25 protein-coding genes are annotated in these 23785 nt (G+C 57.7%); 13 read left to right on the plus strand and 12 right to left on the minus strand.

What is annotated here, in order from left to right; all coding sequences use genetic code 11:
- The first annotated feature begins 36 nt into the window (after window positions 1-36).
- Together ACOQOY_RS11325 and ACOQOY_RS11330 are read left to right on the plus strand one after the other, a co-directional pair.
- Complete coding sequence (locus tag ACOQOY_RS11325; protein ID WP_420585523.1) at window positions 37-1134, plus strand: alpha/beta hydrolase; 1098 nt, start codon at window positions 37-39, stop codon at window positions 1132-1134.
- Window positions 1131-2351: an MFS transporter gene (locus ACOQOY_RS11330; RefSeq protein ID WP_420585524.1), complete on the plus strand. Its 1221-nt coding sequence runs from the start codon at window positions 1131-1133 to the stop codon at window positions 2349-2351. Before ACOQOY_RS11325 ends, ACOQOY_RS11330 begins: the two co-directional genes overlap by 4 nt.
- On the opposite strand, the gene ACOQOY_RS11335 is transcribed toward ACOQOY_RS11330, so the two are convergent.
- From ACOQOY_RS11335 to ACOQOY_RS11345, 3 genes are read right to left on the minus strand one after another with little or no spacing between them, the layout of a single operon-like run.
- Entirely contained in the window at window positions 2348-2935 is a 588-nt protein-coding gene (locus tag ACOQOY_RS11335) for a Smr/MutS family protein (RefSeq protein WP_420585525.1), read from the minus strand. The two genes, ACOQOY_RS11330 and ACOQOY_RS11335, sit on opposite strands and share 4 nt — an antisense overlap.
- Window positions 2935-3975 carry a murein transglycosylase A gene (locus ACOQOY_RS11340; RefSeq protein WP_420585526.1) on the minus strand — a complete coding sequence of 347 codons (1041 nt, stop codon included), beginning with the start codon at window positions 3973-3975 and terminating at the stop codon, window positions 2935-2937. Before ACOQOY_RS11340 ends, ACOQOY_RS11335 begins: the two co-directional genes overlap by 1 nt.
- Window positions 3972-4631 carry a Tim44/TimA family putative adaptor protein gene (locus ACOQOY_RS11345; protein ID WP_420585527.1) on the minus strand — a complete coding sequence of 220 codons (660 nt, stop codon included), beginning with the start codon at window positions 4629-4631 and terminating at the stop codon, window positions 3972-3974. The genes ACOQOY_RS11340 and ACOQOY_RS11345 overlap by 4 nt, the downstream gene beginning before the upstream one ends.
- A gap of 107 nt (window positions 4632-4738) precedes the next feature.
- On the opposite strand from ACOQOY_RS11345, the gene ACOQOY_RS11350 reads away from it, so the two are divergent.
- Window positions 4739-5236 carry an FxsA family protein gene (locus tag ACOQOY_RS11350; RefSeq protein WP_420585528.1) on the plus strand — a complete coding sequence of 166 codons (498 nt, stop codon included), beginning with the start codon at window positions 4739-4741 and terminating at the stop codon, window positions 5234-5236.
- Window positions 5237-5290: 54 nt separating this feature from the next.
- A complete protein-coding gene (gene secB, locus ACOQOY_RS11355) occupies window positions 5291-5788 on the plus strand; it encodes a protein-export chaperone SecB (protein ID WP_420585529.1) in 498 nt (165 codons plus the stop codon).
- A gap of 28 nt (window positions 5789-5816) precedes the next feature.
- Here secB and dnaQ read toward each other — a convergent pair whose 3' ends face one another.
- Genes dnaQ through ACOQOY_RS11375 form a run of 4 tightly spaced genes read right to left on the minus strand, consistent with a single transcriptional unit; the run spans window position 5817 to window position 8551 of the window.
- Entirely contained in the window at window positions 5817-6539 is a 723-nt protein-coding gene (gene dnaQ, locus ACOQOY_RS11360; protein ID WP_420585530.1) for a DNA polymerase III subunit epsilon, read from the minus strand.
- Window positions 6532-7125 (minus strand): dephospho-CoA kinase, encoded by a 594-nt coding sequence (gene coaE / locus ACOQOY_RS11365; RefSeq protein ID WP_420585531.1) that lies wholly within the window; start codon window positions 7123-7125, stop codon window positions 6532-6534. The genes dnaQ and coaE overlap by 8 nt, the downstream gene beginning before the upstream one ends.
- The gene (locus tag ACOQOY_RS11370; protein WP_420585532.1) at window positions 7122-7955 is read right to left on the minus strand and encodes a shikimate dehydrogenase; all 834 of its coding nucleotides are present in this window, start codon (window positions 7953-7955) and stop codon (window positions 7122-7124) included. Before ACOQOY_RS11370 ends, coaE begins: the two co-directional genes overlap by 4 nt.
- Entirely contained in the window at window positions 7952-8551 is a 600-nt protein-coding gene (locus tag ACOQOY_RS11375) for a Maf family protein (RefSeq protein WP_420585533.1), read from the minus strand. Before ACOQOY_RS11375 ends, ACOQOY_RS11370 begins: the two co-directional genes overlap by 4 nt.
- A 404-nt stretch (window positions 8552-8955) precedes the next feature.
- Between ACOQOY_RS11375 and ACOQOY_RS11380 the strand changes: the two genes are divergently transcribed.
- From ACOQOY_RS11380 to ACOQOY_RS11410, 7 genes are all read left to right on the plus strand, one after another.
- On the plus strand, window positions 8956-9405 hold the full coding sequence (locus ACOQOY_RS11380; RefSeq protein ID WP_420585534.1) for a CopD family protein: 450 nt from the start codon (window positions 8956-8958) through the stop codon (window positions 9403-9405).
- A 218-nt stretch (window positions 9406-9623) separates the two neighbouring features.
- A complete protein-coding gene (gene rho, locus ACOQOY_RS11385; RefSeq protein ID WP_420585535.1) occupies window positions 9624-10895 on the plus strand; it encodes a transcription termination factor Rho in 1272 nt (423 codons plus the stop codon).
- Between the two features lie 31 nt (window positions 10896-10926).
- On the plus strand, window positions 10927-12213 hold the full coding sequence (gene mnmE / locus ACOQOY_RS11390; protein ID WP_420585536.1) for a tRNA uridine-5-carboxymethylaminomethyl(34) synthesis GTPase MnmE: 1287 nt from the start codon (window positions 10927-10929) through the stop codon (window positions 12211-12213).
- A 12-nt stretch (window positions 12214-12225) separates the two neighbouring features.
- Window positions 12226-14094, plus strand: a complete 1869-nt coding sequence (mnmG, locus tag ACOQOY_RS11395) for a tRNA uridine-5-carboxymethylaminomethyl(34) synthesis enzyme MnmG (protein WP_420585537.1) — start codon at window positions 12226-12228, stop codon at window positions 14092-14094.
- Window positions 14091-14705 (plus strand): 16S rRNA (guanine(527)-N(7))-methyltransferase RsmG, encoded by a 615-nt coding sequence (gene rsmG, locus ACOQOY_RS11400; protein ID WP_420585538.1) that lies wholly within the window; start codon window positions 14091-14093, stop codon window positions 14703-14705. Before mnmG ends, rsmG begins: the two co-directional genes overlap by 4 nt.
- Complete coding sequence (locus tag ACOQOY_RS11405; RefSeq protein ID WP_420585539.1) at window positions 14698-15501, plus strand: ParA family protein; 804 nt, start codon at window positions 14698-14700, stop codon at window positions 15499-15501. The genes rsmG and ACOQOY_RS11405 overlap by 8 nt, the downstream gene beginning before the upstream one ends.
- 20 nt (window positions 15502-15521) lie before the next feature.
- Window positions 15522-16415 carry a ParB/RepB/Spo0J family partition protein gene (locus tag ACOQOY_RS11410; protein WP_420585540.1) on the plus strand — a complete coding sequence of 298 codons (894 nt, stop codon included), beginning with the start codon at window positions 15522-15524 and terminating at the stop codon, window positions 16413-16415.
- Here ACOQOY_RS11410 and ACOQOY_RS11415 read toward each other — a convergent pair.
- The 4 genes from ACOQOY_RS11415 to rph are packed head-to-tail and all read right to left on the minus strand — an operon-like array spanning window position 16405 to window position 19230.
- On the minus strand, window positions 16405-16758 hold the full coding sequence (locus tag ACOQOY_RS11415; protein WP_420585541.1) for a YbaN family protein: 354 nt from the start codon (window positions 16756-16758) through the stop codon (window positions 16405-16407). The two genes, ACOQOY_RS11410 and ACOQOY_RS11415, sit on opposite strands and share 11 nt — an antisense overlap.
- 3 nt (window positions 16759-16761) lie before the next feature.
- Entirely contained in the window at window positions 16762-17916 is a 1155-nt protein-coding gene (hemW, locus tag ACOQOY_RS11420; protein ID WP_420585542.1) for a radical SAM family heme chaperone HemW, read from the minus strand.
- Entirely contained in the window at window positions 17906-18520 is a 615-nt protein-coding gene (gene rdgB / locus ACOQOY_RS11425) for an RdgB/HAM1 family non-canonical purine NTP pyrophosphatase (protein ID WP_420585543.1), read from the minus strand. Before rdgB ends, hemW begins: the two co-directional genes overlap by 11 nt.
- Window positions 18517-19230, minus strand: a complete 714-nt coding sequence (rph, locus tag ACOQOY_RS11430) for a ribonuclease PH (RefSeq protein ID WP_170412685.1) — start codon at window positions 19228-19230, stop codon at window positions 18517-18519. The genes rdgB and rph overlap by 4 nt, the downstream gene beginning before the upstream one ends.
- Before the next feature lie 112 nt (window positions 19231-19342).
- Here rph and hrcA point away from each other — a divergent pair, with 112 nt between their 5' ends.
- Window positions 19343-20407: a heat-inducible transcriptional repressor HrcA gene (hrcA, locus tag ACOQOY_RS11435; protein WP_420585544.1), complete on the plus strand. Its 1065-nt coding sequence runs from the start codon at window positions 19343-19345 to the stop codon at window positions 20405-20407.
- A gap of 10 nt (window positions 20408-20417) precedes the next feature.
- Window positions 20418-20981 (plus strand): nucleotide exchange factor GrpE, encoded by a 564-nt coding sequence (locus ACOQOY_RS11440; protein ID WP_170470713.1) that lies wholly within the window; start codon window positions 20418-20420, stop codon window positions 20979-20981.
- A gap of 59 nt (window positions 20982-21040) precedes the next feature.
- Here ACOQOY_RS11440 and mutS read toward each other — a convergent pair whose 3' ends face one another.
- Complete coding sequence (gene mutS / locus ACOQOY_RS11445) at window positions 21041-23656, minus strand: DNA mismatch repair protein MutS (protein ID WP_420587238.1); 2616 nt, start codon at window positions 23654-23656, stop codon at window positions 21041-21043.
- Between the last annotated feature and the right edge of the window lie 129 nt (window positions 23657-23785).

The following is a 23785-nucleotide window of genomic DNA, read 5'->3' on the forward strand; positions in this document are numbered from 1 at the left end:
CGATAGCGTAGCGCAAAAGGCCGCAAGGACCCATTTATGCGCTATCTGATCGTTCTGTTTTTGTCTCTTTCACTAGGTGCCTGCGTTGACAGGACGGTATCCGAGGTCGTGCCTGCGGCGGCCACGATCGGCACGCCAAAAACCGTCTTTGCCAGCACGACCCGAGCGCGTGAGCCAGATGGGTCTTATGGGTTCAAACGCGGCGAAACCTTGCAGTTCTTGGAAACCACGGTCTCAATTCCGCCGACGCACACGCCGGGGACGCTGAAATTTTCCTACGCAGATCCCAATCCGCAAAAAGAGTTCGTCTTGGCCAGTGTGACTGAACTGGACGGGTCACAGGGGTTGCGCGAACATCTGCGCGGTCAGGATGATGTCACGATCTTTGTGCACGGCTATAACTCAACCCAGACCGAAACCATCTTCCGCGCGGCACAGCTGACCCACGACATTGGCATTCCCGGCTCGATCCTTGTCTATTCCTGGCCCAGCCGGGCGACCGGGTTTGGCTATGCCTATGATCTGGACAGTATGCTGTTTGCCCGTGACGGTCTGGAGCAGACCATCCGGGAATTGAAATCTATGGGCGTCAAACGGGTTCTTCTGGTGGCGCACTCCATGGGCAGCGCTCTGTCAATGGAGATGATGCGTCAGGCCGAGTTACAGGAACCTGGCTGGGCCAAGCGGAACATCGAAGGCGTCGTACTGATCTCGCCCGATCTGGATGTCGATCTGTTCCGGTCACAGATGGGCCGGATCAAAAACCCGCCTGACCCTTTCATCGTGATGGTGTCTAGGAAAGACAAAATCCTGAACGTCTCTGCGCGTCTTCGCGGAACGGCCGAAGGGGAAAGACTGGGCAACATCAGCTCAATCGACACGTTGGAAGAGTTTCCGATCAACGTGATCGACACCACCGCCTTCAACAGAGACGCCGAGTCTTCGCATTTTGTGGCGGCGACCTCTCCGGCGCTGCTGGCAATCCTCAGTTCAATCCGGCGTGTCAACAATACCTTCGGGCCAAATGAACGGCCGGCCATCGACGTGCTGGTCCCGCCCAGCGAACGCAACCAGGCTGGCGCAACCGAGATTGTACTGACAGAAACCGGGCAGGCAGAGGTGTCCACTCCGTGACGCCATTCAGCCTGCGTCGGTATCTGGTCGAAAACGCGCATTGGCTGAGCGCCGGAATTCTTCTGACCTTTCTGTCCAGCTTCGGGCAAACCTTCTTCATCTCGGTCTTTGCCGGTGAAATCCGCGCTGCATATGGGCTGAGCCACGGGGCCTGGGGCGGGCTGTATTCGCTGGGCACCACGGCCTCGGCCATTGTGATGATCTGGGCGGGCGGGCTGACAGACATTTTCCGCGTTCGTAGGCTGGGGCCGGTGGTTCTGATCGGGCTGGCTTTGGCCACGCTAGCCATGGCGATGAACCACGCGGTGTTTCTGCTGCCTTTGGTGATCTTCCTGCTGCGCTTTTTCGGGCAGGGGATGAGCGTTCATCTGGCGCAAGTCGCCATGGCCCGCTGGTTTACCGCAACACGGGGCAAGGCGCTGTCGATCGCCTCATTGGGCTATGCTATCGGCGAGGCCGTGCTGCCCGTGGCATTTGTCGCTGCAATGGCGTTTTTCGATTGGCGCGTGCTTTGGGTCGTGGCCGCAGGTGTAATCATTCTGGGCATCCCGGTTCTGACCCGCTTGCTGCGGCAGGAGCGTACACCGCAAAGCCTTTCGGGGGACCATACCGCCACCGGAATGCGCGATCATCACTGGACCCGACGCGAGGCGCTGTTTCATCCGCTGTTCTGGTTTATGGCCCCGGCGATCCTTGGGCCATCCGCCTTCATCACCGCGTTTTTCTTTCATCAGGTACATCTGGCGCAGGTCAAGGGCTGGCCGCATCTTCAGCTGGTGGCGCTTTTCCCAGTGTTCACCGGGATTTCCATTCTGTCGATGTTTGCGGCAGGATGGGCACTGGACAAATGGGGCACCGCGCGGATCATGCCGTTCTACCAACTGCCCATGGCCGTCGGATTCACCATTCTTTCCTTTGCCAACACAATCGGTGGCGCATTGGTCGGGTTGATCTTTCTGGCCCTGACCGTCGGTGCGCATAGCACGCTTCCCAGCGCCTTCTGGGCCGAGTTCTACGGCACCCGCCATATCGGCGCGATCAAGGCATTGGCAACGGCGGTCATGGTGTTGGGCTCAGCCATCGGCCCGGCCCTGACCGGAGTGCTGATCGACTATGACGTTGCGCTTGGCACGCAGTTCCTGTGGATCGCGGGTTTCTTCGTTCTGGTTTGCGCGCTGATCTGGATTGGCATCCGCCGCGCCCGGGCCGAGTTTTAACGGGTACGTCGTAGATACACGTAATAGGCCCCATCGCCGCCATGGCTGATATGGGCTGGCGTCACCTGCATCACCGCCTGCGCCAATGGGGGAATGGACAGCCAATGCGGCACCTGATTGCGCAACACGCCGCGTGGGGTGGGGATCGGGCCGGGCTCGTCCCGGTCTTTACCCTTGCCAGTCACAACAAGCACTAGCCGTTTGCCCTGCGCCTGTGCGGTGAGCACAAAACGGATCAAGGCCGGGTGCGCCGTATCCACCCGCATGCCGTGTAGGTCCAGTTTGCCTTCGGGCTTTAGCTTGCCGCGCTTCATCCGGCCAAACGCTTTGGTATCCATCTGCACCGGGCTGGCCCGCAGACTATCCGTGACTGAGGGCTTCAACGCATGTTTTGTGGGCTTTGACACTGCATTCTGTCCAAGCTCAAAGGCTTCGATCCGTGCCTTTGGCGTTTTCGTCGGCTTGGGTTTCGGCAAGGTCACCGGATGCACCGACTGCGGCAGTTCAGGGTGCAGACGTTCGGCCTGTTTGGCGACCTTGCGCCACAGCTCGATCTCTTCTTCGGTCAGTTTGCGCCGGGTCATCAATATTCATCCGGGATCAGGGCATAAGCGCGCTGGATCGGCAGCAACAGCACCATGCGGCCCGGGTCTTTCAGCCGCCCGGCTGCCTGACCGGCGTCATCCCCGGTGCCAAAAAAGATATCCGCCCGCTGCGCCCCTTTGATGGCGGCCCCGGTATCCTGTGCGATCATCAGGCGGCGCAGGGGGTGCTTGCCGTCCTTCTCTACCCAGACCGGAGCGCCCAGCGGCGTATAGGCTGGATCAGCAGCAATGCTGCGCATCGTGGTGACTGAACGGTTCATCGCCCCGAGCGGCCCTAATTCGGGCGCGACACGGGTGACTTCCCGGAAGAACACGTACGAGGGATTGTGAAACAACAACTCGGCCCCGGCTTCGGGGTTGTTGCGGACCCAGGCGCGGATCATCTGGGCGCTAACCTCATGCGCACCCAGGGAACCCCGCCGGATCAGTTCCGCCCCGATCGAGCGATAGGGGTGCCCGTTTGCACCACCATAACCAACCCTCAGCGCACCGCCATCGGGCAGACGTACCCGACCCGAGCCCTGGATTTGCAGAAAGAACAGCTCAACCGGATCATCGACCCAGGCGATCTCTAACCCACGGCCTGCCATTACGTCCCCAGTCAGGATCTCACGACGGCTCAGCCACGGCCCCTCGGCGCGTGCCTCGGGCGGCATCTTGTAGATTGGGTATTTGAAACGGTCGGTTCGTGTGCGCGACCCGTCCAGCTCGGGTTCGAAATAACCGGTGAACAATGCGTCCTTGCCGTCCTCGACCAAAACCGGACGAAAGAACAACTCAAAGAACGCCCGCGCAGCGTCTGTCTCATAGGTCCGGGCCACGCCGCACAAGGCGCGCCAGTCCGGATCATCCAAATCTCCGCAAGTGTTCAGAAAAACCGAAAGGGCGGCCCCGTGATCGTCGGTAGCCCAGCCTTCAAGGTCATCAAACGACAGGATCGAGCGCGTCGCCACGGCTCCGGCGGCGCTTGCGGTGGTCATCGCACCCACCAGTAAAAGCGACCGGAGTGCGGCAATCATGCGTCCGTGGCAACAAGCAGCCAGTTCGGATCGTCCGAGCCCATGATACGGGCAAAGGTCCAGCTGTCCTTTTGACGTTTAACGGTGTTTGGGTTGCCTTCGATGATATCGCCACCACGATCCCGCACGACCGAGGTCAGCTCACCCACGAATTTCATGGTGATCTCGGCCTGATTGGTATCCTTGTCGAACTTCGCATCAGCCAGCGTGGTCTCACGCACACCGATAAATTCGGCCTCGATGGTCAGGCCCCGGTCTTCGCGATCGGCGACGACGGAAACGAATGTGTCAAACACCTCTTCGGACAGGAAGGGCTGGATTTCGTCCAGATTTCCTTTTTCGAACCCCATGACGATCATCTCATAGGCGCCACGCGCGCCCTGCACGAATTCACTGACCGAGAAGCTGGGCTCAATCCGCTTCATCGCCGCCAGAGTTTGTGCCTGCTCGCTGTCTTCGGCAACATGATCAGTGATGTCGTGATCCGGGCCGCCGTCGATCACTTCGAACCCGCGACGGGCATTCTGCGTATCAGGCTGCTGCTGCACAGGCGGTTTCTCGAAACCCTCACGCGTACCCAACACACTTTTCAGGCGCAGGATCAGGAAAATGGCAATTCCGGCCAGGACCAGCAACTGGATCATCGGTTCGTTCATTTCATCCTCTTTTCAGGCTGCGACTTTGTATACGCGGCCTCATGCCACTATGTAGGTGACAGTTCGTGGCAAGTCCACTGCCCGACCTCTGGTAAAGGATAACGCAAATGTACCTGTTCTTGGCATTTTTATTGGTCCCGATCATCGAGATTGCCCTGTTCATTCAGGTTGGTGGTCTGATCGGCCTGTGGCCAACCCTTGCAATTGTGGTGCTGACAGCTGTTCTGGGTACTGCTTTGGTCAGGACACAAGGTCGCATGGCGCTGGCCAATTTGCAGCAGTCCTTTGCCAAACTGGATGATCCGACCGAACCGCTGGCCCATGGCGCGATGATCCTGCTGTCAGGTGTTCTGCTGCTAACGCCCGGATTCTTCACCGATGCGGTTGGTTTTGCCCTGCTTGTTCCGGGCATTCGGGTGGCAGTGTTCCGCTATCTGAAATCAAAAGTGCAGATCACTCAGTTCCAGATGGGCACTGGCGCGCAATTCCGGACCGGGCCGACGCCGTTTGACGATGACGTCATTGACGGAGAATTTACCGAGGTCCGGCCGCGAAAAGACCCCGCGAAGCCGTCGAAATGGGTCGAAGGCCACCACCAGCATTGAGGTGCCGCGCCCAACTTGCTAAGCAGTGGCGAATTTCATTTTTGGAGTAGATCCATGGCCGAAGAAAAAGCTGCAGAAAACACTGCGGCGCAAGCAGCCCCTCAGGTTCAAATGCGCGTTCTGGGACAATTCATTCGCGATATGTCCTTTGAGAACGTGATGGCGCAAAAGGGCGTGTCCGGTGACGTGCAGCCCGAAATCGCAGTTCAGGTAAACCTGGATGCGAAAAAGCGTCAGGTTGAAAACCAGTACGAAGTTTCGATCAAGCTGAAACTGACGTCCAAGGCAAAAGGCCTCGAAGACGTCCTGTTCCTGTGTGAGCTGGACTATTGCGGTCTGTTCCACGTGGAAGGCGTTGCCGAGGATCAGCTGCACCCGTTCCTGCTGATCGAATGCCCGCGCATGCTGTTCCCGTTCCTGCGCCGTATCGTCAGCGACATCACCCGTGATGGTGGTTATCCGCCGGTGAACCTGGACAACATCGACTTTGTTGCGCTGTACCGCAATGAATTGATGCGCCGTCAGGCCGAAGCGCAAAAAGCCGAAGCCTGATCAGGTTTGACCCGCGCCGGGTTTGACCTCAGGCGCGGGTCCACAGGGCGTTTTCGCCCAGTTTCTCTACAAATGCTTCATGCGCCGCGCGTTCTTCGTCGGTGATTTTTGACGCCAAGGGGGTCGGACGCGCCGTTGGCCGCCAATCGTCCTGCCCTCCGGCACCCGACGCCGCCGAGGTGGACAGTCCGAAATCCGGCTGCCGCCCGCCGATCAGTTCCAGATAGACCTCGGCCAGAATTTCCGAGTCAAGCAAGGCCCCGTGCAGAACCCGGTTCGTGTTGTCGATGTTGAATCGTCGGCACAGCGCATCCAGTGACGCGGGCGAACCCGGGAACCGTTTGCGCGCGATGGCCAGCGTATCCAGCGCCTGATCCATCGGGATCTGCGGCAGACCCATCCATCGAAGTTCCGCATTCAGGAATTTCATGTCGAAGGACGCGTTGTGGATCACCAGTTTGGAATCCTGGATGAAATCAAGAAAGCCCTGACCGACCTTGGCAAAGACCGGTTTGTCCTTCAGCGTGACCTCACCCTTTTCCGGCGGGCGCGGGTTGTCCAGCAGGTCGGGGCCGATGCCATGCACGCCGAACGCCTCATCAGGCATCGAGCGTTCAGGGTTGATATAGACGTGGTAAGTCTCACCCGTGGCCACGTGGTTCCACAGTTCGACCGCGCCGATCTCGACAATCCGGTCACCGCTTTCGGGATCGAACCCTGTGGTTTCGGTATCGAGTACAATCTCACGCATCTGCCATCCCCGCCCGTATCTGCCTGACCACATCCTGCACCTGCGCGCGGGCGTGGTCCAGTGTGTCCGTGACGATCACGTAATCCGACCGAGCGCATTTTTCGTCATTCGGCATCTGTTTGGCGCGGATCTGTTCGAACTGCGCCTCGGTCATCGTACCGCGCGCCATCACGCGGCGTTTTTGTTCATCCGCCGGGACAGAAACACAAGCAATGGCATCCATGGCGGCATTTCCGCCGGTCTCGAACAGCAGTGGTATGTCGAATACCAGAATATCCGCCGAAGTCCGATCCCGGAACGCCGCCCGATCAGCGGCGACCAGCGGATGGACAATCGACTCAATCTGTTTCAGCGCCGAAGGGTCCTGAGCGATGATCTGTTTCAGCACATCCCGGCTTACTGCGCCATCGACAATGGCCTCGGGGAAAACCGCTTGCATGGGCTCAACTGCGGCTCCACCCCTTGAATAGAGTCTATGTACGGCTGCATCCGCATCCCACAAGGCACAGCCTTCGTCAACGAACAGTTGCGCTGTGGTGCTTTTGCCCATGCCGATCGAGCCTGTCAGACCAAGCGCAAAACTCATGCCAAAACTGCCGCGCGCAAGTCGTCCGTCACCTCAGGACGGATGCCAAACCAGAGTTCGAACCCGGGCACGGCCTGATGCAGCAACATGCCCAAGCCATCAACGGTCGTGCATCCAGCCTCTTCCGCCGTTTGCAGCAGATGTGTTTGCAGTGGCGCATAGACCAGATCGGTGACCACCGCCCCCGGCTGCAACCCATCCAATGGCACCCGCAATTCCGGCTGCCCCTGCATGCCCAAAGAGGTGGTGTTGACCACCAGTTCAGCCTCTTCGATGACATTCCCGGCCTGCACCCAGTCGACCACGGTGATGCGGTCGCCAAACTCCTGCTGCAACTGATCCGCCCGCGCGCGGGTGCGGTTGGTCAGCATGATCTGCGGCACCCCGGCCTCCAGCAAACCTTGCAGCACCGCCCGCGCTGCACCACCGGCGCCAAACACCACGGCCGGGCCATCCGACGGCGCCCAGTCCGGCGCACCGCTGCGCAGGTTCTCCATGAACCCATAGCCATCGGTGTTATCGGCATGGATCGTGCCGTCTTCCTGAAACACAAGCGTATTGGCGGCCCCGATCAACGAAGCACGGTCCGAGACGTCGTCCGCGATCCGTAACGCGGCCTCTTTATGAGGTACCGTCACATTGGCACCGACAAAACCAGCTTTGGGTAGGGTGCGCAGAACCGTCTCAAGATTGTCCGGGGCCACATCCATCGGGATATAGTGCCCCGTCAACCCATAGGCTTTCAGCCAATGCCCGTGCAGCTGAGGCGATTTCGAATGTGCAATCGGGTGTCCGATCACCCCGGCCAGCGGAATACGGTTATGCGTCATTGGTCGATCACCCCTTTAACGGCCAGATAGTTGAGCAGTTCCAACAGGGGCATACCCAAGACATTAAAATAGTCTCCGTCAATGGTAGCGAAGAGGCGAACGCCTTCCTCTTCCAGCTTGTACGCCCCTACGGCGTGCCGGATGCTGTCCCAGTTGCGGTCGATGTAATCGCGTAGATATGCGTCGGAACTCATCCGCATCCGCAGGCGTACCTGACCAACATGCCGCCAGATCGGCTCACCATCCTGATAAATCACCGCCGCAGACAACAGCATGTGTCGTTTTCCACGCATCATCTTGAGCTGCGCCAGCGCGTCTTCGGGCGTTTCCGGTTTCGACAGCAACTGCCCATCAAAATCCAGCACCTGATCACAGCCCAGAACCATCATGCCCGGGTTCTTGTCGCTGACCTTGCGCGCCTTCATCTCGGCCAGCGCATCGGCAATGTCGCGGGGTGAGGCTTCCTCGGCAAGCAGCGCGCGTTTCATGGTATCCTCGTCCACGCGCGCGACCTGAACGGAAAACGGCACGCCTGCGTTTTCCAGCAGCTGCGCGCGAATGGAGGAGCCTGAGGCCAGGATGATGGGGACAGACATGTGGACAACCCCGTGTGCAAATCGTTGAGCGTTCTTGAACGGTTTGTATGGTTTTCCGATTGACACGCAACCCCGGGATTTTCGCGCAAAACTTCCATGAGTCGCCCGAACACTGTCCATCCGGGACAAGGATAAGTCAGAACATCGGGATAAATCGATCTTCCCGATTTACCCAACGAGTTATCCTCAGGGGTATTCGTGAAGGATAAAATCAAGTCATTGATTAAATTAGGTAAAATATAGAACTCACAGAATCAGCTAAAAATTCCGAGACTCTTTCCACCTGGGGAAAACAGGTGTGTAAAAAAGTAATCCACGGAATTTGTTCTCCCTACAAAACCATCTTCCTTTTTCTTTTCTTATTTTTTTTATAGGGAGAGTTCCGAACAACACCCGGAGCCGGAATGACCGATCTTCTTTTCACGATTTACCCGTGGGTGAAGTCCTTACATATCATGGCCGTGATCTCGTGGATGGCCGGTTTGTTCTATCTGCCCAGATTGTTCGTCTATCACGTAGAAAAGGCACAAAGCGTCGACGGGGCGGACACTATTTTCTTTGAAATGGAAGAAAAGCTACTGCGCGTGATTATGCGCCCTGCCATGATCGTGGCATGGGTCTGCGGGCTGATCATGGTCTTCACACCCGGCATCGTTGGTTGGGATTTCGCATGGCCGTGGGTAAAAGGCGCTGCCGTGATCGCGATGACCTGGTTCCATCATTGGCTGATGGCGCGGCGCAAGGATTTCTTAGAGGGCCGAAATAAGCTCACTGGGCGGCAGTATCGCATGATGAACGAGGTCCCGACCGTTCTGATGGTTGTCGTCGTTCTGGCGGTCGTTCTGAAGTTCTAGGCATCTTCTGTTGCTTTGAAGAAAATGTATTGAAACGCGCGTTCGACCGAGGGGAGAGGCAGCGTGTTTCAATTCCAGTCAAACAGAAAGTGCTTTGAGGGGCCGTTTGACTCCAACCGCCGCCGCGCTTATGTAGGGATCAACACGCCCGTCCGGGCGGCGTATTTTCCGTACTGAAATTCCACTTCGAACCGCAATCAGCGGTGAAGGTATGTATCATGTCCAATGAATCCCTGAATCTGGCCGACCTGAAAGCCAAAAGCCCCAAAGACCTTCTGGCGATGGCCGAAGAGCTGGAGATTGAAAACGCCTCGACCATGCGAAAAGGCGAGATGATGTTCCAGATTCTGCGCGAGCGCGCGGATGAGGGCTGGACTGTTGGCGGTGATGGTGTGCTTGAGGTCCTGCAGGATGGCTTCGGCTTTCTGCGCTCGCCCGAGGCGAACTATCTGCCGGGTCCGGACGATATCTATGTCTCGCCCGATATGATCCGTCAGCACTCGCTGCGCACCGGTGATACGGTCGAAGGCGAAATTAAAGCGCCCGATGACAACGAGCGTTACTTTGCGCTGACAAAGGTCACTAAGATCAACTTTGAAGATCCTGAGAAGGCCAAGCACAAAATCCTGTTCGACAACCTGACGCCGCTCTACCCAGATGAGCGTCTGAAGATGGAGATCGAAGATCCTACCATCAAAGACAAGTCCGCCCGTGTCATCGACCTTGTGTCGCCTATCGGTAAAGGTCAGCGGTCTCTGATCGTGGCGCCGCCGCGGACCGGTAAGACGGTGATCCTGCAAAACATCGCGCACTCGATCGAACAGAACCACCCCGAATGCTACCTGATCGTCCTGCTGATCGACGAACGCCCGGAAGAGGTAACCGACATGCAGCGCTCGGTGAGGGGTGAGGTCGTATCCTCGACCTTCGACGAACCGGCAACTCGCCACGTGGCCGTGTCGGAGATGGTCATCGAAAAAGCCAAGCGTTTGGTCGAGCATAAACGAGATGTTGTTATTCTTCTAGACTCAATCACAAGACTTGGTAGGGCGTTTAACACCGTGGTCCCGTCCTCGGGTAAAGTTCTGACCGGTGGTGTGGACGCGAACGCCCTGCAACGGCCCAAGCGGTTCTTTGGTGCGGCGCGGAACATTGAAGAAGGTGGTTCGCTGACCATCATCGCGACCGCGCTGATCGACACCGGCAGCCGGATGGACGAAGTGATCTTCGAAGAATTCAAAGGCACCGGTAACTCGGAAATCGTTCTGGATCGCAAGATCGCAGATAAGCGCGTGTTCCCGGCGATCGACATTCTCAAGTCCGGTACAAGGAAAGAGGACCTGCTGGTCGACAAGGGTGATCTGGCGAAGACCTTCGTTCTGCGCCGCATTCTCAACCCGATGGGTACGACCGACGCAATCGAGTTCCTGCTGTCGAAGTTGAAACAGACGAAGACAAACGGAGAGTTCTTCGATTCAATGAACACCTGACATAGGTCTTAAACGAACGCGAGGCCTTCGAATGGATACGATATTCGCCTTGGCCAGCGCGCAAGGCAAAGCAGGGGTGGCGGTCATCCGTCTCTCTGGCCCGTTGGCGCATTCCACTGCGGCTGTTCTGACCGGCAGCTCGCTGCCGCCCCGCGGGATGCGGGTTCGGTCATTGCATGCCGCTGATGGTTCGCGATTGGATGACGGGTTGGTTTTGACCTTTCAGGCCCCGGCCAGTTTCACCGGTGAAGACGTGGCCGAGTTACAGATTCACGGCAGCACTGCCTCGGTCAATGCAGTCATGCGCTGCCTGTCGGATACCGATGGGCTACGCCTGGCCGAACCCGGAGAATTCACCCGCCGCGCGTTGGAAAACGGCAAAATGGACCTGACGCAGGTCGAAGGGCTTGCAGACCTGATCGACGCGGAAACCGAAGCGCAGCGAAAACAGGCGCAGACCATTTTGGACGGTGAACTGGGTGGACTGGCTGAACGCTGGCGGCGCGACCTGATCCGCGCAGCCTCATTATTGGAAGCGGTCATCGACTTTGCCGATGAAGAGGTACCCACCGATGTTACCCCCGAAGTAACGGCGTTGATCACAGGCGTCATGCGGGACCTGCAACGCGAGGCGGATGGTGTAAAGATCGCCGAGCGTATTCGAACCGGGTTTGAAGTGGCTATTGTCGGTTTGCCAAATGCCGGGAAGTCGACCTTGCTGAACGCTTTGGCCGGGCGAGAGGCGGCGATCACCTCGGAGTATGCGGGGACAACCCGCGATGTGATCGAAGTGCGGATGGATCTTGGAGGCCTACCAGTAACTCTGCTGGATACGGCGGGCCTACGCGAAACTGAAGATCACGTCGAAAACCTTGGTATCGAACTGGCCCGTAAGCGCGCCGAAGCGGCTGACCTGCGTGTTTTTCTGACCGAGGATATGGCGGAATTGGGTGTTCCCATGTTGGATGGCGATATCCAACTGTTGCCGAAATCTGATCTACGCGGTGAGGTAAATGGCGGCATCTCAGGAAAAACAGGGCAGGGGATTGATCGCCTAATCTCCCACATATCGTGTGTGTTGGGTGAACGATCTACCAGTCATGGTATTGCAACCCGCGAACGCCACCGGATTGCATTGACCAATGCCAGGACGGCCTTGGACGCGGCAATGACGGTTCTGGAATCGGGTCCGGACTTGTATGATATCGCGGCAGAAGAGTTACGCACTGCAATCCGAGCTCTGGAAGCTCTGGTCGGCAGAATTGGAGTTGAAGACCTGCTGGATGAAATTTTCTCCAGCTTTTGTCTAGGTAAGTAAGGAGTGTTTCACGTGAAACATTCGGAGTTCGATGTCGTTGTCATTGGGGCGGGCCACGCCGGAACCGAGGCTGCCCATGCCGCCGCGCGTACGGGAGCTGAAACCGCACTTGTCACCTTAACTGCGTCCGATATCGGCGTTATGTCCTGTAATCCCGCGATCGGAGGTCTGGGAAAGGGACATCTGGTGCGTGAGATCGACGCGCTGGATGGCGTTATGGGGCGTGTCGCAGATGAGGCTGGGATTCAGTTCCGTTTACTGAACCGTCGCAAAGGGCCAGCGGTTCAAGGCCCCAGAACCCAGGCCGACCGAGCGCTGTACCGCGCAGCGATGCAAAAAGAAACGCAAGTTCAGCCAAATCTGTCCGTCGTCATCGGTGAAGTTGTTGATTTCCTGATGGATGGCCGGAAAGTGGTTGGAATCAAACTGGCGGATGGCTCAGAGCTCCACGCTAAAGCCGTGATTTTGACCTCTGGCACGTTTTTGCGCGGCATTATTCACATCGGTGATGTGTCACGTCCTGGCGGCCGGATGGGGGACCGCCCCTCTGTGATGCTGGCAGAACGGTTGGATAGCTTTGATTTGCCACTTGGGCGCCTGAAAACGGGCACACCGCCTCGGTTGGATGGCCGCACAATTGATTGGTCGGATCTCGAGCGTCAGAACGGCGACGAAGATCCGACATTGTTCTCGTTCCTATCAACGTCTGTGGTTGCACCGCAGATTTCTTGCGGAATCACGCATACAAATACCCGCACTCACGAGATCATTGAGAAAAACCTGTCACGCTCGGCCATGTATGGCGGGCATATAGATGGCGTTGGGCCTAGGTATTGCCCGTCGATAGAAGACAAGATTGTTCGGTTCGCGGAAAAAGAATCCCATCAGATCTTCTTGGAGCCCGAAGGTGTGAATGACCACACCATCTATCCAAACGGTATTTCGACGTCGTTGCCGCAAGACGTACAATTTGACTATGTGCGTTCGATCAAAGGGCTTGAAAATGCCGAAATATTACAACCCGGTTACGCGATTGAATATGACTACGTAGATCCGCGTGTGTTGACGTCGTCCCTGTCTCTCCCAGAAGCTCCGGGCCTATATCTTGCGGGGCAGATCAACGGGACCACAGGATATGAGGAAGCAGCCGCGCAAGGTTTGGTTGCAGGCCTGAATGCTGCGCTGGAAGTTCAGGGCCGAGATCCGATTCACTTTACTCGCGCAGATAGCTATATCGGCGTCATGATCGACGATTTGACAACACGCGGTGTGGCCGAACCCTACCGGATGTTCACATCTCGCGCTGAGTTTAGACTGTCGCTTCGGGCGGACAACGCTGATCAGCGACTGACTCCAATTGGCATTGATCTTGGATGTGTTGGTTTAGAACGGCGAGCCCATTTTGAGGAAAAAACAGAGAAATTAGAAGCAGCTAAGTCTGTTTTGACCGGTTCCACCTACACTCCGAAAGAAGTGCGGGCTGTTGGGATTAATGTCAATCAGGATGGAAATCGCCGCGATGGAATGGCGCTTTTAGCCTTTCCAGATGTGGTATTTGAAGACCTTGTCCCACTAGCTCCGGAGCTGGGGGATGTCGATCAAGATATCCGGCTTCAGGTGGAGCGGGACGCGCTGTACGCAAACTATATTGCGCGGCAAAAAAAGGACGTCGAAGCGATAAAACGGGATGAATCCTATGAGATTCCACGCAATTTTGACTATTCTGCTTTGGATGGCCTGTCTGCTGAAATGAAGCAGAAGCTGTCGCAGGCTCGGCCCGTTAATATTGCTCAGGCGGGAAGGGTCGAGGGGGTCACACCTGCGGCGCTGACCTTGCTCTTGGCAAAGCTGAGGCGAGAGCAAAAGGTGCGAAAGGCATGAGTCTCGAACTTTTTGAGGGATTGGATGTTTCACGTGAAACATTTAGCCGACTGGAGACCTATGTCGAACTCGTTCAGCGTTGGAATCCCAAGATAAACCTGGTGTCCCGCAATAGCTTGGCCGAAATTTGGACGCGACATATTCTGGATTCTGTTCAGGTTTTTCGCTGTGCGGGGCCTTTCATAAACTGGGTAGATCTGGGGAGCGGGGGCGGTTTCCCCGGCATGGTCTGCGCGATTATGGCGATCGAAGAAGCGCCGAACGCCCGGTTTACTTTCGTTGAAAGTGACCAGCGCAAATCAGCTTTTCTGCGTAGTGTCGCGCGGGAATGCGGTGCAAATACCTCGGTAATCTCTAAACGGATCGAAACAGTGGATCCCTTGCGGGCTGATATCCTATCCGCCCGGGCGTTGGCTGATTTGGGAACCTTAATGTCCTTCTGTGACAGGCATTTAAGCAAATCAGGCACCGCTCTGTTGCCGAAAGGCGCAAGCTGGAAAAAAGAGGTGGACAGCGCACGCGAGGAATGGAATTTCGATTGCGAGCCGATTACAAGTTTAACTGAGCCCCAAGCTGTTATCCTAAGGATCAAAGGAGTTTCGCGTGGTTGATCTGTCTCGTCCCTCAGGGCCCCGGATAATTGCGGTAGCCAATCAAAAGGGCGGGGTGGGAAAGACAACGACAGCGATCAATCTGGCTGCTGGTCTGGCTGAGGCAGGGTGCCGGGTATTGGTGGTTGATTTGGACCCGCAAGGGAACGCATCCACCGGATTAGGCGTCGAGGACCGGGATTGGACGACTTACGATTTGATTCTGGATGACGCTCCGCTGGAAGCGGTGGTGCAGGAAACTGAAATTGACGGTCTGCTGGTGGTGCCGGCGACAGTCGATCTCAGCTCGGCTGATATTGAGCTGATTTCCAACGAAAAACGCAGCTATTTGTTGCACGACGCTCTGCGGCAGACAGCCGTAGATAAGTTTGAGCTGGATTTTATACTGATTGACTGCCCGCCTTCGCTGAATTTGTTGACCGTCAATGCCATGGTTGCCGCTCACTCGGTTTTGGTGCCGCTGCAAAGTGAGTTCTTTGCGTTGGAGGGGTTGTCTCAGCTGATGCTGACCATTCGTGAGGTCCGTCAGACCGCGAATCCGGACCTCAGAATCGAAGGTGTTGTGTTGACCATGTATGACAACCGCAACAACTTGTCCCGTCAGGTCGAAAAGGATGCGCGTGACAATCTGGGTGAGATGGTATTTAAAACCAAGATACCCAGAAATGTGCGGGTCAGCGAAGCGCCGTCATACGCTTTGCCGGTTCTGCAATATGACTCGGGATCGTTGGGTGCGATGGCATATCGACATCTGGCGCGTGAAGTCATTCATAAGAATAAGAATGTCGCCGCTTAAGCGACGGTGAGGAGGGCTCAGTGGCCGCCAAAAAAGGAAAACCCAGAGGATTGGGCCGGGGCCTGTCCGCCCTGATGGCAGATGTGACACAAGAGGCAGAAGGCCTGGCACCGTCAGAGCCGCGTCGCCCGGACATGAAAGTGCCGATCGAAAAACTGCGGGCCAACCCAAACCAGCCGCGTCGGACGTTTTTGCCCGAGCAATTGGATGAGCTTGCAGCCTCAGTCAAAGAAAAAGGTATCATTCAGCCGTTGATCGTGCGGGAAATCTCCGGCGGCGAATACGAAATTGTTGCCGGTGAACGCCGTTGGCGAGCGGCGCAGATGGCTCAGCTGCACGATATTCCGGTTATCGTGCGCGAATTCGACGATACAGAAGTCCTCGAAGTTGCCATCATCGAGAACATTCAACGGGCTGATCTGAACGCAGTCGAAGAGGCTGCCGGATACAAGCAGCTGATGGATCGGTTTGGGCATACGCAGGAGAAACTGGCCGAGGCTTTGGGGAAAAGCCGCAGTCACATCGCAAACCTGCTGCGGTTGCTGTCTCTGCCGCTGGACGTTCAAACACTGGTGATCGAGGGGAAACTGTCCGCCGGTCATGCTCGGGCGCTGATTACAGCCGAAAACCCTTCTGAATTGGCGAAAATTGTCGTCAAAGACGGGCTTTCAGTACGGGCAACCGAAGCTCTGGTCAAGAAACAGCAGGGGGATCCGGTCAAAGCTGCGCCGCGCTCGCGCAATTTAGATGCGGGCAAGGATGCGGATACGCGGGCGTTGGAAAAAGACCTCTCGGCCATTCTGGCGATGAAGGTGTCGATCAATCACAAGGCCGGAACGGAAACGGGTCAGGTGGTTCTGACCTATGAAAACCTCGATCAGCTGGACGATCTTTGCGCCAAGCTCAGCCGTTAGGACGGGTCCAGATAAAGATCATGACCGCGCTCAACACCACGGCCTGAATGATCAGGACGTGAGAGGGCAGGGTCAGCAGGACAGATAGTCCAAACACGGCGACGACCGACAAGGTGGCCGCCTTTTTTGCGCCGGGGCGGATAGCACCCGACCGCTGCCAGTCCAGGATCAAGGGGCCAAACGTGCGGTGTGTAACCAGCCAGTTATGCAGGCGTGAGGAGGATCTGGCGAAGAAAAACGCGGCAAGCAGCAGAAAAGGAACCGTCGGCAGCAAAGGCAGAACGACGCCAATCATCGCAAGGCCCACACAGATCAGCCCCAACGTGGCCCAGAGATATTGCATCCTCTATCCCAACAACTCTCGGATGACCGCGTTCAGAACTGCGCGGCCGTCTTTGGTGGCAATCAGGCGACCATCGGACTGCGTTATCATTCCGTATTCGATCAGATCATCCAGCCTGTCCTGAGGCAGGGGATGATCGGCCAAGGCGTTAACTCTATCAATATCTAGTCCTTCTGCAACACGTATACCCATCATAAGGTATTCAGTTGCCTGATCATGCGTTGATAGTTGTGTCCGGTCTTTTTCACCGTTGCCTTTCGCAGCCGCGGTCAACCAGGCATTGGGGGACAGGTAGGTCTCTGTCGCCAGTTTTTGACCGTTTAAGGTGATCCGCCCATGCGCGCCGGGGCCAATGCCGATGTAATCGCCATAACGCCAATAGATCAGGTTATGCTGTGACTCCGACCCAGGGCGGGCGTGGTTTGAGACCTCATACGCGGGGAGGCCGTGTGCCTCACAAATCTCTTGCGTGGCCAGATACATGTCGGCGGCGCTGTCATCCTCGGGCAGGCCGCGCAGTTTGCCGATGGCATATCGGTCGCCGAATGCGGTGCCATCCTCAATGGTCAGTTGGTACAGGGACAGGTGGTCGACAGCCATCGACAGCGCCTCGGTCAATTCCGCGCGCCAGGCATCCAGAGTTTGGTGTTGGCGGGCATAGATCAGATCAAAGCTAACCCGGTCAAAGCAATGCCGCGCGATGTCAAACGCAGCCCGAGCTTCGGCGACGGTATGAATACGGCCCAGACGACGCAGGTCTTCGTCATTCAGCGCCTGAACACCCATTGAAATGCGATTCACGCCTGCATCGCGGTAGGCGGTAAACCGGCTAGCTTCGACCGATCCGGGGTTAGCTTCCAGCGTGATTTCCATGTCATTGGCGGGCCGCCAGAGGGCGCGGGCCGTATCAATCACTGCGGCGACGGTGTCGGGATCCATCAGCGAAGGCGTGCCGCCGCCAAAGAAGATCGTGTTCAGGACGCGATCCGGGGTCTCCAGCGCTGAGCGGCGCAGTTCGCCTAGATACGCGTCAAGCCATTGTTTTTGATCAATATTTCTGGAAACATGGCTGTTGAAATCGCAATAAGGGCACTTGGCCTCGCAAAAGGGCCAATGCACATACAGGCCAAAGCCCCCATTGCGCCAATCATCCGCCAAAGCAGCCCTTTACAAACATTTCGACCGCGCGACCGCGATGGCTGATCTTGTTCTTTTCCCAGCGATCCATCTCGGCAAAGGTAATGTCGTGCCCATCTGGGACAAACATCGGGTCATAGCCGAACCCACCCTCGCCACGGATCGGCCAGACCAGATGGCCGGGCGCGATGCCTTCGAACACTTCGTCATGACCATCGGGCCACGCCAGAACCAGCGTACTGCGGAATTGCGCCGTGCGTGGATGCGCAGCGTCTTTCGCCTCAAGCTCATTATGGGCGCGGGTCATCGCCATCAGGAAATCGCGGCCGTTGCCGGTTTCGGCCCAATCGGCCGTGTAAACGCCGGGCGCGCCGTCCAGTGCGTCGATGGTGATCCCGGAATCGTCCGACAGGGCAGGCAAGCCGGTGGCCTTGGCAGCGGCATGGGCCTTGATCCGGGCGTTGCCGACGAAGGTATCCTCGGTCTCGTCCGGTTCGGGCAGGTTCATTTCACCAGCGCCAACAACGGTCACACCAAAGGGCTCAAGCAGATGCGCCATCTCCTCAAGCTTGCCTTTGTTGTGCGTGGCAACCAGCAGCCTGTCACTGTCGAACTTGCGGGTCATGCGGTGGCAGCTTTCTGTGCGGCAGCCAGTTCACCCACGCCTTTTTCGGCCAGATCCATCAGCTGATCCATCTGTGCGCGGCTAAAGACGGAACCTTCGGCGCTCATCTGCACTTCGATCAGCTTGCCCGAACCGGTCATGATGAAGTTGCCATCGACACCGGCTTCGCTGTCTTCAGGATAGTCCAGATCCAGCACCGGCTGACCGGCGTAGATACCGCAGGACACGGCTGCAACAGGGTCTACCAAGGGGTCTGAGATCACATCACCCGCCTTCATCAGCTTGTTTACGGCCAGCCGCAGCGCAACCCAGCCACCGGTGATCGAGGCACAACGGGTGCCGCCATCGGCCTGGATAACATCGCAGTCGACGGTGATCTGACGCTCACCCAAAGCAACCCGATCTACACCAGCGCGCAGGGCGCGGCCGATCAGGCGTTGGATTTCAACGGTACGACCGCCTTGCTTGCCGCTGGCGGCTTCGCGCCGCATCCGCGTATTCGTCGCGCGGGGCAGCATGCCGTATTCGGCAGTCACCCAGCCCAGGCCCGAGCCCTTGATAAATGGCGGCACGCGATCCTCGATCGTGGCGGTGCACAGCACATGGGTGTCGCCCATCTTGATCAGGCAAGACCCTTCGGCATGTTTGGTAAAGCCGGTCTCGATTGAAACCGCGCGCATTTCGTTTAGATCACGTCCTGAGGGTCGCATGGGAATTCCTTTGTTTGCTGGGTTGGGGATAACGCCCCGTGGCGTTACGATGCAACCCCGATTGACCTTTCGGATGCCTGCGATTTAATGACGGCCCAGCAGGGGACCGCCGATGAGCGAAGCGAGCAACATTCTGAACGAGATGAACGACCGGTCGCGTGAGGTGTTCCGGTTGATCGTCGAGAGCTATTTGGAAAGCGGTGAGCCTGTTGGCAGCCGTACCCTGACGCGCACCCTGTCCGAGAAAGTCAGTGCAGCCACCGTGCGCAACGTGATGCAGGATCTTGAGTTTCTTGGTCTGCTCGACAGTCCCCATGTCTCGGCCGGTCGGATTCCAACGCAACAGGGGCTGCGGATGTTCGTGGACGGATTGCTTGAGGTTGGTGATCTGGGGGCTGATGACCGGCAGAAGCTGGACCAGACTTTAGGCTCTAACGCAGGCGACGTGGGTGGAATGCTGGATCGCGTGGGGTCAGCTTTGTCACACGTGACACAAGGGGCCTCGCTGGTTCTGACCCCTAAGCACGAAGCTGAGATCAAGCATATCGAGTTTGTCTCATTGGGCCATGATCGGGCTCTTGTGGTGCTGGTTTTCTCTGATGGTCATGTGGAGAACCGGCTCTTCACGCCGCCGCCGGGTCAAACGCCCAGTTCAATGCGTGAAGCGGCGAATTTTCTGAATGCATTGATCGAAGGACGCACGCTTGGTGAAGTGCGCCGGCAGATGCTGTCCCAGATTGATGCGCGCAAGCAGGAAATCGACATTCTTGCGCGAGAGATGGTGGAAAGTGGCATGGCAGCCTGGGACAGCGACGGGGGTGACTCGGCCCGACTGATCGTGCGCGGACGGGCGAATCTGCTGGGTGATCCCGGCGAGGCCGAGGAACTTGACCGTATTCGCACTCTGTTTGATGATCTGGAACGCAAACGTGACATCGCGGAATTCCTTGAATTGACCGAAGAAGGCGAGGGTGTGCGCATTTTTATCGGGTCTGAGAACAAACTTTTCTCACTTTCGGGTTCCTCTTTGGTGGTGTCTCCATATATGAACGCTGATCGAAAGATAATTGGTGCGGTCGGGGTCATCGGGCCCACGCGTCTGAATTATGGACGGATCGTGCCGATCGTGGATTATACGGCGCAACTGGTCGGCAAGCTGATATCCGACCGGAGCTAGAGGGTAAGAGATGGCAGAGCCCAAGAACGAAGAATTTCTGGACGACATCATGGCCGCAGAAGCGGAAGAGCTGGCCGAGGAGTTTGCTGAGATCAGCGACGAAGCGCTGGAGCTGGATGAGCTGCGTGCCGAGCGTGACGATTACAAAGACAAGTTCATGCGCGCGCTGGCCGATGCCGAGAATGCGCGCAAGCGTGGCGACAAGGCGCGTCGCGATGCGGAACAGTACGGTGGATCCAAGCTGGCCCGCGACATGCTGCCGGTTTACGACAACATGAAACGTGCACTTGAGGCCGCAACCGATGAACAGAAAGAGGTTGCTGCTGGTCTGCTGGAAGGAGTCGAACTGACCATGCGGGCGCTGAAGGACGTGTTCCAGAAGCACGGAATCGAGGTCATTACGCCTGAAGTGGGCGACCGGTTCGATCCGAATGTACATGAGGCGATGTTTGAGGCTCCGGTGCCGGGCACACGTGCCGGGGATATTATTCAGGTGTCTGCCGAAGGCTTCATGCTGCACGACCGGCTGTTGCGCCCGGCGCAGGTTGGGGTGTCGTCGACACCTGCGAGCTGATTGGCCTCTGCGAGGCCAAGCCTCCGGCGGCCGTATTTATGAACAAGAAGAAGGGGCGGTCAGGATTTGACCGCCTCTTTCAGTTTGTAGATCAGATCAAGCGCTTCACGCGGAGTGAGTTCATCCGGGAGGATGTCGTTCAGCATATCGACGGCGGGGGAAGATTTTGCCGCTGGTGGCGGCGGTGCTGGCGCGGCGGAGAAGAGGGGCAGGTCGTCGATCAGGGCCTTTTGCTTGCCGCCTTCGCGTTCGGTTTTTTCCAGTTGATCCAGAACGACCCGGGCGCGTTCGACGACTGTTGCAGGCAAGCCGGCGAGTTGGGCGACTTGCACACCATAGGACCGGTCGGCGGCGCCTTTGTGGACCTCGTGCAGGAAAATGACCTCGCCTTCCCACTCTTTGACCGCAACCGTGGCGTTGTCGACGCCTTCCAGCTTTCCGGCCAGAGCGGTGAGCTCATGGTAGTGGGTGGCGAACAGTGCGCGGCATTGGTTGGCGGCGTGCAGATGCTCCATTGTGGCCCAGGCGATCGACAGGCCGTCATAGGTGGCGGTGCCGCGACCGATTTCGTCTAGAATGACCAGCGCACGGTCGTCGGCTTGGTTCAGAATGGCGGCGGTTTCGACCATTTCGACCATGAAGGTCGAGCGGCCTCGGGCCAGATCGTCGGATGCGCCGACACGGCTGAACAACTGGCTGACGACGCCGATTTGGGCCTGCTCTGCCGGGACGTAGCTGCCCATTTGCGCCAACAATGCGATAAGGGCGTTCTGGCGCAGAAAGGTTGATTTACCGGCCATGTTGGGGCCGGTGAGCAGCCAGATTGCCGCGCCTTGATTGGCGCTCAGGTCGCAGTCATTGGCGATAAAGGTGTCGCCGCTTTGCTGACGCAGGGCGTGTTCAACAACCGGGTGGCGCCCGCCTTGCACGTTGAAGGCGCGGGAGGTGTCGACTTGGGGGCGGCACCAGTTTTCTCCGCGCGCGAGATCCGCCAAGGCGGTGGTCAGGTCGAGTTCGGCCAGCCCTCGGGCGGCCTGGTTTAGGCGGGCGGCGAGAGCCAGAATCTCATCGGAAAGCCTTTGATAGAGCCGCTTTTCGATCTCAAGGGCCAAATTGCCCGCGTTCAGGATGCGGGTTTCGATCTCGGAGAGTTCGACAGTGGTGAACCGCACCTGATTGGCGGTGGTTTGGCGGTGGATATAGGTTTCCGAGAACGGCGGGTTCAGCATTTTCTCGGCATGGGTGGCCGTAGTTTCGATGAAATAACCTAGCACATTGTTGTGCTTGATTTTCAGCGAGGCGATGCCGGTATGCTCCGCATATTTCTGCTGAAACCCAGCGATGACCGAGCGGCCCTCGTCGCGCAGTGTGCGGGCCTCGTCCAGCTCTGCATCGAAGCCGGGCGCGATGAAGCCGCCATCTCGGGCCAGTAGGGGCGGTTCGGCGACAAGAGCTTCGTCCAGTAGGGTCAGGAGCTCGTCGAAACCGATGAGGTTCTGTACGGCGGTGGCGATCAGAACAGGCAGATTCCGCCCTTTGCAAATTTCGGCAATCGTCGCCGCCTGCGCCAGTCCGTTTCGGATCGCTGCCAAATCGCGCGGACCGCCCCGTTCCAACGACAGGCGCGACAAGGCACGGTCCAGATCGGGGGTCTTGCGCAGAGCTTCACGCAGATCTGATGCAGTCAGGCTGTCCTCGGCAGCGAAACTGACCGCGTCCAGCCGGGAATGGATCACGTCCAGATTGCGGGACGGGCTGGAGAGGCGCTGTTCCAGCAGCCGCGCACCCCCGGGGGTGACGGTACGGTCGACAACGGATAACAGCGATCCGGCGCGGCCGCCGGACAGGGATCGGGTCAGCTCCAGATTGCGGCGCGTGGCGGTGTCGATTTGCACCACGCGGTCTTCGGATTCCTTGAGCGGCGTTTGCAGCAGGGGTAATTTGCCCTTCTGTGTAATCTCCAGATAGTCAATCAACGCGCCCATGGCTGAAATCTCGGCGCGGCCAAAATTTCCGAACGCGTCCAAAGCACCCACGTGAAACAGCCCGCAGATGCGTTTTTCCGCCGCCGTGCTGTCGAAACTGGCGCGTCCGACTGGAGTTAGGGAGATACCTAGATCGCGAACCGGTTCCTGCAACGTCTGTTCTGACCCATCGGCCACGATCAATTCGGAGGGGGCGAGCCGCGCCAGTTCCGGGCTGAGCCGCACCGATGTCAAGGGCATCACGTGAAACGCTCCGGTCGAGATATCGGCCCATGCCAGCGCGGCCTCGTCCCGAACCTCGGCATAGGCGGCCAGAAAGTTGTGGCGACGGGCTTCCAGCAGGGCGTCCTCGGTCAGTGTGCCGGGCGTCACCAGACGCACGACATCGCGCTTTACCACCGATTTAGAGCCTCTTTTCTTCGCCTCGGCTGGGCTTTCCATCTGTTCGCAGACGGCCACGCGAAAGCCTTTGCGGATCAGGGTCAGCAGATAGCCCTCGGCCGAATGCACCGGCACGCCGCACATCGGAATGTCGGTCCCATTGTGCTTTCCGCGCTTGGTCAGGGCGATATCCAGTGCCTCGGCAGCGTTGACAGCGTCTTCGAAAAACATCTCGTAGAAATCACCCATGCGATAGAACAGCAGGGCGTCTGAGTGGGCCTCTTTGATCTCAAGATATTGCGCCATCATCGGCGTGACTGTGGACAAAAGCGGCCCCCTTTTGGCGTATTTCGGGCGCGACCTTACAAATCCCCAACCGGTGACGAAAGGTGAAAACGCATTGCCGTTGAGACGCGCCCCAGCCTGCGCTATGAGGCG

This window comes from Ruegeria sp., from assembly GCF_965221235.1.
GTDB lineage: Bacteria > Pseudomonadota > Alphaproteobacteria > Rhodobacterales > Rhodobacteraceae > Ruegeria.

Bases quoted from the DNA above. Each gene is read 5' to 3' on its own strand.
- ACOQOY_RS11325 (WP_420585523.1), top strand. From the start codon at position 37: ATGCGCTATCTGATCGTTCTGTTTTTGTCTCTTTCACTAGGTGCCTGC.
- ACOQOY_RS11335 (WP_420585525.1), bottom strand. From the start codon at position 2,935: ATGACCCGGCGCAAACTGACCGAAGAAGAGATCGAGCTGTGGCGCAAG.
- ACOQOY_RS11340 (WP_420585526.1), bottom strand. From the start codon at position 3,975: ATGATTGCCGCACTCCGGTCGCTTTTACTGGTGGGTGCGATGACCACC.
- ACOQOY_RS11345 (WP_420585527.1), bottom strand. From the start codon at position 4,631: ATGAACGAACCGATGATCCAGTTGCTGGTCCTGGCCGGAATTGCCATT.
- ACOQOY_RS11350 (WP_420585528.1), top strand. From the start codon at position 4,739: ATGTACCTGTTCTTGGCATTTTTATTGGTCCCGATCATCGAGATTGCC.
- secB (WP_420585529.1), top strand. From the start codon at position 5,291: ATGGCCGAAGAAAAAGCTGCAGAAAACACTGCGGCGCAAGCAGCCCCT.
- dnaQ (WP_420585530.1), bottom strand. From the start codon at position 6,539: ATGCGTGAGATTGTACTCGATACCGAAACCACAGGGTTCGATCCCGAA.
- coaE (WP_420585531.1), bottom strand. From the start codon at position 7,125: ATGAGTTTTGCGCTTGGTCTGACAGGCTCGATCGGCATGGGCAAAAGC.
- ACOQOY_RS11370 (WP_420585532.1), bottom strand. From the start codon at position 7,955: ATGACGCATAACCGTATTCCGCTGGCCGGGGTGATCGGACACCCGATT.
- ACOQOY_RS11375 (WP_420585533.1), bottom strand. From the start codon at position 8,551: ATGTCTGTCCCCATCATCCTGGCCTCAGGCTCCTCCATTCGCGCGCAG.
- ACOQOY_RS11380 (WP_420585534.1), top strand. From the start codon at position 8,956: ATGACCGATCTTCTTTTCACGATTTACCCGTGGGTGAAGTCCTTACAT.
- rho (WP_420585535.1), top strand. From the start codon at position 9,624: ATGTCCAATGAATCCCTGAATCTGGCCGACCTGAAAGCCAAAAGCCCC.
- mnmE (WP_420585536.1), top strand. From the start codon at position 10,927: ATGGATACGATATTCGCCTTGGCCAGCGCGCAAGGCAAAGCAGGGGTG.
- rsmG (WP_420585538.1), top strand. From the start codon at position 14,091: ATGAGTCTCGAACTTTTTGAGGGATTGGATGTTTCACGTGAAACATTT.
- ACOQOY_RS11415 (WP_420585541.1), bottom strand. From the start codon at position 16,758: ATGCAATATCTCTGGGCCACGTTGGGGCTGATCTGTGTGGGCCTTGCG.
- rdgB (WP_420585543.1), bottom strand. From the start codon at position 18,520: ATGACCCGCAAGTTCGACAGTGACAGGCTGCTGGTTGCCACGCACAAC.
- rph (WP_170412685.1), bottom strand. From the start codon at position 19,230: ATGCGACCCTCAGGACGTGATCTAAACGAAATGCGCGCGGTTTCAATC.
- hrcA (WP_420585544.1), top strand. From the start codon at position 19,343: ATGAGCGAAGCGAGCAACATTCTGAACGAGATGAACGACCGGTCGCGT.
- ACOQOY_RS11440 (WP_170470713.1), top strand. From the start codon at position 20,418: ATGGCAGAGCCCAAGAACGAAGAATTTCTGGACGACATCATGGCCGCA.
- mutS (WP_420587238.1), bottom strand. From the start codon at position 23,656: ATGATGGCGCAATATCTTGAGATCAAAGAGGCCCACTCAGACGCCCTG.